Here is a 12326-nt window from a genome sequence, read left to right on the forward strand (position 1 = left end):
AATTAACTAGGCTCAAGGAAGCTTGGCTCGGTTGGTTCACTAATATCGTAATCACGTTCCCAACCCTCATTTTCGAGTTTAATCTGCTGAATTGCTATGGTGTTAGCAGCATTAGCATCTAGTTCTGGTAGAGCTTGAAATTCTGACACCCAGCAACGAAATACTTTGTAACGGATGGCAGGTTGCCCTGCTTCATTCATCAATTCGATGATGATATCCTTACGAAAATCTTTGAGAGAAACTTCTTGACCCAAACCAGAACCGTAGTTCCAAACCTTATTAGCCCATTGTTCAAATTCTTTGTCGTGGGTAACTCCCCTCTCCAACATTATGGGTTCGTACTTGGTTTGTCCTGGTGAATGGCGTTGCGTGCTGGGGTCTCCACCCTCACGATGTGTTACTACTTCCGTAGTTCTTTTGAGTGCGCCAACTTTGCTAATTCCTGCGACTGGAGCTGTTTTACCAACCCAATAAACGCGAAATTTGAAGGTCTTGTAGGGATCGTAACGGTAAGTATTAACCGTAAATTGAGGTGCGGGCATTCTTTAAATCTCCTTCTACCATTTGGGATGTTGGGGGAATTACTTTCTGAGTCTGGGTGGGTGTGAATCCATCTGTCGCCATCATTTTTCAAATTGGTATTAGGTGGCAATTTGTCCGGCCATTTGTTGGAATTTCAAAATCACGAATTCGGCTGGCTTCAGCGGTGCAAAACCAATAACGATGTTGACGATGCCTAAATTGATGTCATTCTGGGTTGTAGTTTCACTGTCGCACTTCACAAAATAGGCTTCTTTGGGCGATTTCCCTTGAAATGCTCCCTGGCGAAATAGGTTATTCATAAACGCACCAATATTTAGCCGGATTTGCGCCCACAGCGGCTCGTCGTTGGGTTCAAACACTACCCACTGAGTACCGCGATAGAGGCTTTCTTCTAAGAACAAAGTCAACCTTCTGACAGGAATATATTTCCATTCAGAGGCATCTTGATCGGCTCCTTGACGAGTCCGCGCTCCCCAAACTATTGTTCCATAGGCAGGAAAGGTGCGTAGACAATTAATTCCCAAAGGATTGAGAACTCCATTTTCGGAATCTGTTAGGGTATAGGTTAGCCCCTGAGCGCCACGGACAACAGCCTCAATCCCTGCTGGTGCTTTCCATACACCGCGATCGCTATCGGTGCGCGAAAAAATGCCTGCGATCGCTCCTGAAACCGGAAAATCCCGCAGACGGAAATCTTTTTTGGGATCGGCTGCCAAAATTCGGGGAAAAAAGATAGCCGCATTTTTATCTTTACTAGCACCTACAGCCCAATCGCCAATCTCAGTAAAAGTCTTTGAGGGTGGGGGATCGATAATATAAAATGCCCGCCGATCTCCACAGAATTTGATCGCTTCCTGAATCACGGCTTTACCAGCTGCGTCACTTAGCTTGGTGGTTTCGGGAATAACTAACAGGTTGAACAAATCCACATTTCGCAATGCATATATCCCGGTTTTGGCATCAAATCCACCAAGAATATCATTGGCACTTTGGGGTGGACTACCATCTCCACCACCAGTCAATCTTGCATTTTCTACAGCTAATGGCCGACGTATTCTCGCAGCTTGGAATTCTTGTCCACCATTATCAATTCCTAGTTTCAAAGCTGGGGAGGCATCATTATCTGGGGCGATCGTCACCTGTACAGCGGAAATTTCGGCATTTGTGGACTTAGAAGTCAGTTTAATTAAATTTCCTTGATTGGAAACTTCTAGACGAGAGGTTAAGTTAGCTGCGGTAATAGCATTATTGATAGCTGTCACTAACTGACTGATATTGGTTGGTGGGAAGGATGACTGAGTATCCAAGATCAGCGTAAAGGCATCTTCTCCATCAATTACGCCAGATATTTTGATTTGTTTATCAGTTAATGTGGGGAAGGTAGACAAATCACCGCTAAGAGTATAACCTTGCTCGCTAGCACCATTAAATAATCCAGGGGCAACTTCTAGCCGAACTAGCTTAGAACCGCTATTTACAACATCTGGTGCGTATTTAGCAGACTTGCTATTCATACTCAGGTTGAGAAACTTTTCAGTTTCTACAGGAACAAGGTTAGGACTGTTACCTTGTTGTACCTGACGAGTGACTGTGAGGTTAAAGGTACTTGTCAAAGTCAGAGGAGAACTACCGTAATCTACTGTTACAAATAAGTCTTCACCCCATTTCCCCGCATTAGCAGCTTTTACTGTCAACGCATTCTCATTGTCATTAGATCCATATTTGAGTATTGTACTGGCTTCACTTGCACCCTGAGCTACACGCACTACATAAGCATCACTACCACCATTCAAAAAGAATTGCTGTATTGAGTAGCTAATTTCGCTATTTGGGTGTAAGCCACCGAATTCACGTTCAAAATCACCAAAATTGAAAATGCGTACAGCCTTATTTAAGGTACCTCGTGGTGTGTAGCCGACAAATGCAGTAATCGAAGTTGCTACACCAGTAATTGTACGTACACCACTGGGAAGCTCTTCTATGTAAACACCTGGATAGGTGGGTGTAACAGGCATAATTAATTCCTTTGATCGGTGATAGTAAGTTTAAGTTCACAAGCAATCGTTAGCTGTTGCAGTTCAAGCACTATCGCACTTACAGCCTTTTGCTGGAGAGAGTTCTTTCATATCGATCAATGCATGGTTAGAGTTTATTTTTGGGTCACAACCTCACTAGCAAGCTATTTTCACCATTTAGACGCAATGGGATAGATGTAGCATTCCAAAATCAGTTGTGCAAATCTCTCCTTTCTCTTCCTGCGTGTACTCTGACAGAACACTTTTAGCGGATATAGAGATACATAGATAGGTCTTGAGTATGTCAGTTAAAGACTTCACGAAGTTGTTAAGTCTCGATCTCTATGTATGGTTGAACTACCGAGCTTTGACAGGCACCAAAATAAATGTAGTAATAGTTACCCAAACTTTTTGGTAAAAGCTGAGGTGTAACCGGAGTCAGCTATGAAAATATGACACTAAATAATAAAAGCAGGTTTCACCAGAAAATAGACAATTTTGTAAAAAAACAACAAACTTCGGTTAAATATTATGTAGTCATATTCACTATGCATTATACAGGTCAGTGAGAATATGGATGGTATTTTTTATGCATTACAATATTTAAGCTCATCCCACCCCTTGAAGAGTGGGCTTTCCCGTCGGCTTTCTGTTGGAAGTCCTAAAATCCTCAATCTCTTAACTGGCAAATCAGCGATCGCACTAAATCTACAGATATATTAATCAAGGGCAAAGCTGAAGCCTCAAACTTCACCTCACCCAAAACGACGATCGAAAGTTAATAAAATTTGAATTCTGTAATCTTAAGTTAAATTTTAGATTATTTTAATTATTCTGATTGTGTGGATATCCATAACAGTTCTAGCCAAAATTGGGGATCGGTCTGCTTCAGGTTTGATAGAGGATCGCACGCTATGTGTGTGGCATTTAAACAAATAACTTCAACCAATCCCACAAATGTTGCAACTTCTCTAAGAATATTTTTTTCGGCAGCTACAGCCGCGATCAATCTATCTGGGCAATAAATGCCAATGTATGGTAAGTGGGGAACCCGCGCGCGTGTTGAGTAAGGATTAATCACTTTTACATAACAATGGCGCAGCAATTTCCATACTTGTGGGTGAGATTGCTCAACAATTGCTGTAAACTGCTGGGCTAAGTTTTCCTCAACGATCATGCTTCTCTCACTGATTTTTATGTCAAAACCTGTAATTTTCTCTCATTTTTGTACAGTTTTGTAAATACCTGTACAAAAAGAGTGGTGGAGAAACTTTTTACTGATACTGCTTGTCTAACTCTCATCAAAGACCAAGTTATTTACCAACTTAGTTGGTAAATAGTTGTGTAAGTCAGGATTTCGATGGATGGCAATTTTGGTTGTGTGGTTGGGGGAATAAGTCTGCGCTATTGATGTCTGCATTGCGAATATAGCGATCGCATCAGATAAAAATTTACTAGTTAATAGTAATTCAAATAATGTTTGCGATACATAAATGATTCTTAGCTACAGGATTTTCATTAATTTGTAAACCTGAATACAGTTATAAAATCCAAGCAATTTATTATTTTTTAAACTTAATTTATCAGAATTGTTAGTTCAATTTTAGAGTAGCGATCGTAAAAATAGCTAATTATGAACTGAGTAATGAAAATAATTAATATATAAATATATAATCGTCTAAATTCAGGATATCCCATGCCAAAACGAATTATTACAGAGCTAAATAATTGGTTGCAGAGAGATAGAATAGTACGTAATTTAGAAATTTTTCAAGACTTTATTATCATTTCTCTGTGTCTTGGCTTATTCTGTGTGATGCTTATCCGCCTGACAGATATGTTTGTTTCCTTGTTAAATCCCCTAGATTTACGAGAAATAACATCTGATATTTTGTTTATTTTGATTCTGGTAGAGTTATTTCGCTTGTTAATTGATTATCTCCAAGCACAGCAAATATCTGTAGGAGCAGCCGTAGAAATTACTATTGTTTCTGCTTTAAGAGAAGTAATTTTACGGGGTGTACTAGAAATTCCTCGCGATCAACTTCTCGGTATTTCAGTATTTTTATTAGTTTTAGCAGGAATTCTGATTGCTTTACCTTGGATGTCTCGATTTTTTGAGCATATTAAGCTTACTAACTCAGAAACAACAGAGGTAAAGACATAATAATTAGCATATACACCTGTTATATCATGTCCATTGCGTTGCGCTCGCAATGACTTATCGAGTGTAATTTGCCGGACACCATATTAGTTCTGATTAGTCTCGCTTTGGAATTAATTCTAAGGTTGAATAATTAAAGTCTACTTAAGTAGACTCAAGCAAATATTTCAGGACACTTAAGTGAACTTGCACTATTAAACTGAGACTTTAGTTATGGGCAAGACATAGCCTACTTGTATTTCCAAATTTTTTCTAAATCTTAATATTAAGTTAAAACGTTTCATAATATACAAAGTTATTTAATCATGCTCTACCAGTCAGGTGCAAAGTTAGCACCTGATTGATTAATCTGGATATTTGTTGCGAGATAGCCTCTGAAATTATTGGAAAAATAATTGAAGTGTGGATATTAGTGAAATGTTACTTGGGTAAAATTTTTGGGAACTATTGAAGATAAGCCATAGCTGAAGTAGGGTGATTTTACATCTTGTGTGTGAAAAAAATTTTGCGGTAGCACCCGATTAAGTTATGGCTTAATTCAGCGTTATATATATGGATTTTTACTGATTAAGTAGGATACCTACTTGAAGAGTGATGCAACAAAATTCTATTTCCAAAAAATTTAATTTTATCCCAGATCGCACTGTATTAATAGCCTTAATTATTCTTCCTGTTATTCATTTTTGTCTTGGTAAATTATCAGCGACAATTGCTTTTCAAGATGGAACTGCACCAATTTGGCCAACCACAGGTGTTTATTTAGGTAGTATCCTAGTGCTGGGATACCGTATTTGGCCTGCGATTCTTCTAAGTGAATTAATTGCTAATTTTTCAATTTTTTATCAAAACAGCTTTATAGGCAGTCTCATCATCTCCTTCATTGACATGAGCGATCCGTTAATGATGGCTTTGCTGATTAATCGCTTTATCGGTCGTCGCAATTTGTTGGAGCGAGCGCAGGATGTTTTCAAGTTTGTAGTGCTAATTGTGCCTTATCCTGTAATTAGCTCTACTGTAGCCATTGGTGTACTCTGTCTAACTGGTAGTACTCCTTGGGCACAATATGTAAATGTCTGGCGGGCTTGGTTAACAGCAGTTCTTGCTGGTACGCTGATCGTTACACCAGTAGTCTTGGCATGGTTACAAAAGTCAACACAGCAGCAAAGACTCCGAAAACAACAGATTATAGAGTTTGCACTATTACTGTTCTCGTTAATTGTCATCAGTAAGATAGCCTTTTGGAGTGGCTATCCTGTCGAATACATGATGATTCCTGTGTTGTTATGGTCTGCTTTTAGATTTGGACAAAGGGAATCTACTTTGCTTGTAATTGTTATCTCAGCGATCGCAATTTTTGGAACAGCTCATGGTTTTGGTTCCTTTGCCAAAGGATCGGTATATCAATCTCTTTTACTACTGCAATCTTTTATTTGTGTTGTTGCCTTAACTACATTTGTACTCTCAGCTGTACTCAACGAAAATAGAAAAGCACAAGCAAAACTCAAACAAGCAAAAGACGAATTAGAACAAAGAGTAGAAGAGCGTACTGCTGAACTCAAAGCAGCTAAAATTATTGCTGACAGTGCAAGCCAAGCCAAAAGCGAATTTCTGGCAAATATGAGCCATGAACTGCGTACTCCCCTCAACGGTATTCTCGGCTATGCGCAAATCTTTCAACGCTCCCAAACTCTAACAGAGAAGGAACATAAAGGTATTGATATCATTCATCAGTGTGCTTCTCACCTGCTGACATTAATTAACGATATCCTTGACCTCTCAAAAATTGAAGCGCGAAAGATGGAACTTTATCCCAAAGATTTTCCGTTTCTCAACTTCCTGCAAGGTGTGGTAGAAATTTGTCGCATTCGCGCTGAACAAAAGGGAATTGAGTTTATTTATCAACCAAGCAAACAACTTCCTCGGAATATTCATGCAGATGAAAAACGTCTGCGTCAGGTTTTGATCAACCTCTTGGGTAATGCGATTAAATTTACCGATCGCGGTGGCGTCACTTTTAAAGTTGAGGTCGTAGGCGATCGCCAACAACACCTGCAAAAAATTCGCTTTGAAATTGCAGACACAGGCGTCGGTATGACTCTCCAAGAACTAGAGAAAATCTTTCGTCCTTTTGAGCAAGTTGGTAGCGTTGAACAGCAAGCAGAAGGTACGGGGTTAGGGTTAGCTATTAGCCAAAAGGTTGTAGCTTTGATGGATAGCACAATTCATGTACAAAGTAAATATCAAGAGGGTAGCGTCTTCTGGTTTGAGGTAGAGTTACCTGAGACACAAGAATGGACACAAACATCTACGATTGCTCCTAAAACTACTATTGTTGGCTTTCAAGGCGAAACCAGGAAAATCTTGATTGTGGATGACCGTTGGGAAAATCGTTCGGTGGTAGTGAATTTACTCGAACCCATCGGGTTTGAAATTTTTGAAGCCAGTAACGGTCAGGAAGGATTAGAAAAAGCGATCGCACTTCTACCAAACTTGATAATTACCGACTTAGCAATGCCTGTAATGGATGGGTTCACCATGATTCAACACCTACGCCAGTCAAAGGAGATGCAAAATGCGATCGTCATTACTTCCTCAGCAAGTGTATTCGATCTCGATCGCCAAAAAGCTCTAGACGCTGGCTGTAATGATTTCCTACCCAAACCCATACAAGCCCAAGAGTTGATAGATATATTAGCAAACCATTTGCAATTGCAATGGATTTATCAAGATGAAAATCAAAATACTTCCCCTGAGGTTGCAGAAATGGTTGTACCTCCTGCATCTGAACTGATGGTACTTTATCAAGCCGTTCAACGTTGTGATGTTGCCAATATCCAATTAGAAACGAACCGCATCAAGCAACTAGATACAAAGTATACAGCTTTTACTGATAAGTTATTGGCACTAGCTGACGAGTTTGAAGTAGAAGCGATCGCCACCTTAGTAGAAACATACATATCCCATAAATAGCCAGAGTCAAATATTCATTTTGTATTATTTGTCTGTCTTCTTTTTAATTACCCCTGCTCTGTCTTTTACATTCACAACAAATAATTTATGGAAAATCTTGAGACAAACTCTATTTTAATTGTTGATGATACTCCAATGAATATCCGATTGCTATTTGATATTTTACATGCAGATGGCTTCGATATTTCTGTCGTGAAGAGTGGTGAAATGGCATTAGAAAAAGTGCCTATAATTCAGCCAGATCTGATTTTGTTAGATGTAATGATGCCTCCTGGTATTGATGGGTTTGAAACCTGTCGGCGTTTAAAAGCAAATGCTGACTTCCAAGATATTCCCATAATGTTTATGACCGCTTTATCTGATGTAGAGCATAAAGTTAAAGGGTTACAAATGGGAGCAGTAGATTACATCACTAAACCCATTCAAGTTGAAGAAGTTCTGGCTCGTGTTAATGCTCACTTAGCACTTAGAAATACTCAAAAAAAATTAATCCAAGAAGTAACGGAACGCCGACAAGCAGAAGCTGAACTTCAGAAAATACTTCAAGAATTACAACAAGCCCAAACTCAGCTTGTGCAAAGTGAGAAAATGTCTAGCCTGGGTGAATTAGTAGCAGGTGTAGCTCATGAAATTAACAATCCAGTTAATTTTATCTATGGCAATCTTACTTGTGCTCAAGAATATATTGAGAACTTACTCAGAATGGTAAAAGTTTATCAACACTATTACCCAAATCCTGTTCCTGAGGTTGAGGAAGAAATCGAATCCAACGATATAAATTACCTCGTAGAGGATTTACCTAAATTACTCGAATCGATGAAAGTTGGCGCACAACGTATTCGAGATATTGTCCTTTCTTTACGAATTTTTTCCCGCTTAGATGAAGCTGAAATCAAAGATGTTGATATTCATGAGGGTATTAATAGTACATTACTGATCCTGGGACATCGATTGAAAGGTAAGCTTGATAACTCTGCCATCAATGTTATTAAAGAATATGGCAATCTGCCTCTAGTAGAGTGTTATGCTGGGCAAATCAACCAAGTATTCATGAATATTATTAGTAATGCTATTGATGCTTTAGAAGAAGCAACACTCAGTTGTTCATTGTTCAGCGAACATCGGAACATAAATGCAATTCCCACAATTAGGATTCAAACTGAAGCAATAGATAAAAAAGTTGTCATCCGCATTGCTGATAATGGCAAAGGAATCCCAAAAGATCTCCAACAAAAAATATTTGACCCCTTCTTTACAACTAAACCAGTTGGTGTTGGTACTGGAATGGGATTAGCAATTAGCTATCAAATTATCAAAGAAAAGCATGGCGGTTCATTGGAATGCGTGCCACTACCAACAGGTGGTACTGAATTTATAATTTCGATTCCTCAAAATTTAAATTTTTCGTAGGGATAAATCTAGATTTTTACACTAAATAGTTTTTAGCTTTTAAACCTCAGTTTCTACCCAGCTATAATCCTGACTATTCGGTGACTTGAACTGTAACTTCAAATTGCTCAATCGTTGATTGCTCGCCAATCCACTCACGCAACTTTTTCATTTGTAGTTTGGCTTTTCCAGGATTATTTGCGTGAAAAGCGAACACGCGTTGTCCGCCAGCACCAATACCAGCATTACTAGGCTGGTTGAAGTTGTCACTATTAAGTTGCAATACTTGTGAATCTGGGACAGACATTGACCAGCGATAGCCTGTGGTCGGATTTTCGTCTAAGCGAAGTTTCAGAATTTGGCCGCGCTTGAGGGTGATGATTTTACCGTTATCGGCTTGAGATAAAGTTACTTCAGACATACCTGATTTCAATGGTAATTTTGGAGACCGCAGAGATGGAGTCACCACTGGCGGTAATGATGTTTGATTATTTGGTGTAGTTTTCGGAGCTTGGGGAATACAAGATACTAGATACGTGGTAATAATTAGTGCGGGAAACATAAGAGTTATTTTTAAATATGTAAGACTGTAATGCATTACTTACTTTGTAGAATAATCCAAAAGTAATAGTTAATTAGTGGGGAATTCATGCCTACCAATATTGGTTATGGTTGCATCAAGTATTTCTCCGTCAGTCGCACAGAAATCTAGCTGAGTTCTGGCGACTAACGTATGTACTCTATAAAACGACGTTGAATAAAGATAGGAGTTTCCTTACCCACTGAACAGATGCGAGGAAAAAGCTTTACCAAACGTAAAGAGTGCTGACTTTGCCATCATTTCCTTCATAGAAGTAACTACCTTTGCCTGTAACCTTGGCATGAGATGCAATAATATTAAATGCCATGATTGCACTATCAGAATTATCAGCAAACTTACGCCAACCAATGCCATCAACATACATCCAAGCATTGCGCTGATCCGAGCAGGCACTCCATAATCCTAATACTTTCTTATCAGTTTGCCATCCGGCACTAACAGTTTGCTGTTGACCAGTTAATTGGCTGAGTGGTTCTTGGGTAGGACGTTCTTCAACCCTAGCAGCAACGGCACTAGCAGGAGGTTGCTCGGTTGGGTAGTTGAGTAAGGAAGTACTTTGACTAGAGCCATTCCCTTCAATGTTTTGTGCCATAGGTGGGACAGAGGTTTGGCAGGGTTCGCATTGATCGATAGTTGTTAAAGCTGCAAGTGTTTCAGATTGTGGATTCATAATTAACCTCTTCAATTAGCCAAATTTGAAATGATGCGTAAATCACTTTTGAGAAGATTATTTGTGAGTAATTACCATGCGTAAACCTGGGTGATGATGCCGTGAAGTTGGTAAACAGATACCGCATGATTTTGCTCTTTGGAAGCTGCTAATTGCATCAACATATCAATGTGAGCGTTGACGTTGGTATTACACAATCTACGCCAGCCAATTCCATTACTCAAGTAGACGTAAGAATTGAGGTCGGAGTTATTTGACCATAATCCTTGAACTGTGACATTACTTAACCAACCTGTATCATCGATACCATCTACTGCATACACTGAAGCTTCTATTCCACACTCACCATAAGCAATCTTGAAGAAGCCCTGCTCGCCCCAACCAGTTCCCCAACTGTTTTTGCAAATCCAGCATCCTTGCGTGTCATCGTAACCAATCATGGAAATACAGTGTCCACCTGCTAAATCACCTGAAACATGGCGATAGACACCACTCTTGTAATAAAAGAAATCATTATAGACGCTGAAACAAGCACTCAACGCACCACGGCTAGATAGCCACTCTTTCATCGCAGACACATCAGTAATCTGGTGATATCCAGTAATGGTGACAAGACGATTTTGCCAATCAGAACAAAGCTTGCAATCTTGGTTTCCTGGAGTGTAAGGAAAGCAAGCCTCATCTACAATACCTTTTTTAGCTGCTTCCATTGCGCGATCTGGCCACCAACCAGTATCGCAGTTCATGCCATCATTCTTAGCATAGCAGTAAAACAAGTGAGCTTCTGACAAGTCTACAGCGAGGTTAGGGTTATTGCGTTGGCGACGAAAAGTAGCTTCAATTGTGGCGGCTGTACCAAAAGCAACACAAGAACCACAACTACTTTGATCCTTAATAGGCGTCACAAAGCCACCTGTTCTGAGGTCGTAGGATGTTGGATATCCAAAAGTCTGACCGTGTGCTTGAGCTGTTTTCAAAGCTTCGTGGTTGATACGTGCAATTTTTTCTCGGTCTTCTAAAGAAGGTTCGCCAGGACGAGGAAAATAACCCAAGCGCTTCCTTTGCTCTTGAGGCGATAGTTGAGATATGCTGGTTTCACCTGCTTGCCAATTAGCATTTGCGAGATCGATGGCGGCTTGCAGTTTTACACTATCCATAAAATCTCCTGAAAACATCAAATTATTAAAGTTTGTCTTTTCAACCAGAACTAAAACATCTGAACAAGTTCAATCACCCTGGTGTCAGCCCAATCGCACCAGTTAAGAACAAGTCAGTAAATTATTGTTCTCAAAGGCACAAATATAGTTTCCTTTTTCTAGTCTGGTATCACCACCGAAGTTAAGGAACTTAAGCACGAAGTTAAGAATAATTGGCTATTAATATTTCTAACCAAAGCACAGCAATTCTTTCAGCTAGTGATATATATAAAATTGCTCTTGGGACTAATCTCTTAACTTCGGTAACTACAACCAGCGATGAGATATTTTTTTGGCGTTGCTGATTGATGAGATGAATTTTGTTTCGCGCATAGACGCGTTTGCGATGCGTTCTCTTAGAATAGCGGCTTCCCGTAGGATAGGCTGTGTGGGAATAGCGCATAATTCTGTACTAAAAAACCGATGCGGCGATCGCAATATTGAGCAACCGCCAGGTAAATGGGAAGTATATGAGCAAATTCTGCGGGTTCCCTATTACGCCGTATTTGACAGTTATAAATATGAATTCAGGATGTTCAGGCTTGATGGTAGTAGTTATGCACAGATTGCACTATCAGAACCTCGCTTTTGAATACCAGAATTACAACTAGGCTTGGGTGTATGGCAAGGTAGCTATTAAGATGTAGAACAGCCTTGGTTACGCTGGTACGATCGCACTGGTAATTGGATAATAACTTCTATACAACAAGAAAGACAACGCGCTGAAAGATTAATCGCCCAATTAAAAGCGCTTGGTGTTGAACCCGATTTAGATTAG

10 protein-coding genes and 1 pseudogene are annotated in these 12326 nt (G+C 39.6%); 4 read left to right on the plus strand and 7 right to left on the minus strand.

The window, feature by feature from the left end; all coding sequences use genetic code 11:
- Nucleotides 1–2: 2 nt before the first annotated feature.
- The 3 genes from AACU33_RS12780 to AACU33_RS12790 form a co-directional block, all read right to left on the minus strand.
- On the minus strand, nucleotides 3–542 hold the full coding sequence (locus AACU33_RS12780) for a phage tail protein (protein WP_096588925.1): 540 nt from the start codon (nucleotides 540–542) through the stop codon (nucleotides 3–5).
- Nucleotides 543–641: 99 nt separating this feature from the next.
- Nucleotides 642–2558, minus strand: a complete 1917-nt coding sequence (locus AACU33_RS12785; RefSeq protein WP_096588927.1) for a phage tail sheath subtilisin-like domain-containing protein — start codon at nucleotides 2556–2558, stop codon at nucleotides 642–644.
- Between the two features lie 829 nt (nucleotides 2559–3387).
- On the minus strand, nucleotides 3388–3735 hold the full coding sequence (locus tag AACU33_RS12790) for a hypothetical protein (protein WP_096588929.1): 348 nt from the start codon (nucleotides 3733–3735) through the stop codon (nucleotides 3388–3390).
- A 519-nt stretch (nucleotides 3736–4254) separates the two neighbouring features.
- On the opposite strand from AACU33_RS12790, the gene AACU33_RS12795 reads away from it, so the two are divergent.
- The 3 genes from AACU33_RS12795 to AACU33_RS12805 all read left to right on the plus strand — a co-directional run bounded on the left by AACU33_RS12795 (nucleotide 4255) and on the right by AACU33_RS12805 (nucleotide 9102).
- The gene (locus AACU33_RS12795; protein WP_096588931.1) at nucleotides 4255–4725 is read left to right on the plus strand and encodes a phosphate-starvation-inducible PsiE family protein; all 471 of its coding nucleotides are present in this window, start codon (nucleotides 4255–4257) and stop codon (nucleotides 4723–4725) included.
- Between the two features lie 591 nt (nucleotides 4726–5316).
- On the plus strand, nucleotides 5317–7692 hold the full coding sequence (locus AACU33_RS12800; RefSeq protein WP_096588933.1) for an MASE1 domain-containing protein: 2376 nt from the start codon (nucleotides 5317–5319) through the stop codon (nucleotides 7690–7692).
- Between the two features lie 87 nt (nucleotides 7693–7779).
- Nucleotides 7780–9102, plus strand: coding sequence for a hybrid sensor histidine kinase/response regulator (locus AACU33_RS12805; RefSeq protein WP_096588935.1), 1323 nt, complete (start codon nucleotides 7780–7782; stop codon nucleotides 9100–9102).
- Nucleotides 9103–9175: 73 nt separating this feature from the next.
- Here AACU33_RS12805 and AACU33_RS12810 read toward each other — a convergent pair whose 3' ends face one another.
- The 4 genes from AACU33_RS12810 to AACU33_RS12825 form a co-directional block, all read right to left on the minus strand.
- A complete protein-coding gene (locus AACU33_RS12810) occupies nucleotides 9176–9643 on the minus strand; it encodes a protease inhibitor I42 family protein (protein WP_339375970.1) in 468 nt (155 codons plus the stop codon).
- 244 nt (nucleotides 9644–9887) lie between these two features.
- Nucleotides 9888–10352 (minus strand): hypothetical protein, encoded by a 465-nt coding sequence (locus AACU33_RS12815; RefSeq protein ID WP_096588939.1) that lies wholly within the window; start codon nucleotides 10350–10352, stop codon nucleotides 9888–9890.
- A gap of 71 nt (nucleotides 10353–10423) precedes the next feature.
- A complete protein-coding gene (locus AACU33_RS12820; RefSeq protein WP_339375971.1) occupies nucleotides 10424–11509 on the minus strand; it encodes a C1 family peptidase in 1086 nt (361 codons plus the stop codon).
- Between the two features lie 202 nt (nucleotides 11510–11711).
- Nucleotides 11712–11951 carry a hypothetical protein gene (locus AACU33_RS12825; RefSeq protein WP_339375972.1) on the minus strand — a complete coding sequence of 80 codons (240 nt, stop codon included), beginning with the start codon at nucleotides 11949–11951 and terminating at the stop codon, nucleotides 11712–11714.
- A gap of 30 nt (nucleotides 11952–11981) precedes the next feature.
- Between AACU33_RS12825 and AACU33_RS12830 the strand changes: the two are divergent.
- Nucleotides 11982–12326, plus strand: a pseudogene (locus AACU33_RS12830) (hypothetical protein); the annotation flags it as partial.

The organism is Calothrix sp. NIES-2098 (assembly GCF_963875125.1).
GTDB lineage: Bacteria > Cyanobacteriota > Cyanobacteriia > Cyanobacteriales > Nostocaceae > Aulosira.

What these genes read in the sequence shown, in the direction of transcription:
- AACU33_RS12820 (WP_339375971.1), bottom strand. Translation starts at nt 11,509, where the DNA reads ATGGATAGTGTAAAACTGCAAGCCGCCATCGATCTCGCAAATGCTAAT.
- AACU33_RS12790 (WP_096588929.1), bottom strand. Translation starts at nt 3,735, where the DNA reads ATGATCGTTGAGGAAAACTTAGCCCAGCAGTTTACAGCAATTGTTGAG.
- AACU33_RS12805 (WP_096588935.1), top strand. Translation starts at nt 7,780, where the DNA reads ATGGAAAATCTTGAGACAAACTCTATTTTAATTGTTGATGATACTCCA.
- AACU33_RS12815 (WP_096588939.1), bottom strand. Translation starts at nt 10,352, where the DNA reads ATGAATCCACAATCTGAAACACTTGCAGCTTTAACAACTATCGATCAA.
- AACU33_RS12810 (WP_339375970.1), bottom strand. Translation starts at nt 9,643, where the DNA reads ATGTTTCCCGCACTAATTATTACCACGTATCTAGTATCTTGTATTCCC.
- AACU33_RS12825 (WP_339375972.1), bottom strand. Translation starts at nt 11,951, where the DNA reads ATGCGCTATTCCCACACAGCCTATCCTACGGGAAGCCGCTATTCTAAG.
- AACU33_RS12795 (WP_096588931.1), top strand. Translation starts at nt 4,255, where the DNA reads ATGCCAAAACGAATTATTACAGAGCTAAATAATTGGTTGCAGAGAGAT.
- AACU33_RS12800 (WP_096588933.1), top strand. Translation starts at nt 5,317, where the DNA reads ATGCAACAAAATTCTATTTCCAAAAAATTTAATTTTATCCCAGATCGC.
- AACU33_RS12780 (WP_096588925.1), bottom strand. Translation starts at nt 542, where the DNA reads ATGCCCGCACCTCAATTTACGGTTAATACTTACCGTTACGATCCCTAC.
- AACU33_RS12785 (WP_096588927.1), bottom strand. Translation starts at nt 2,558, where the DNA reads ATGCCTGTTACACCCACCTATCCAGGTGTTTACATAGAAGAGCTTCCC.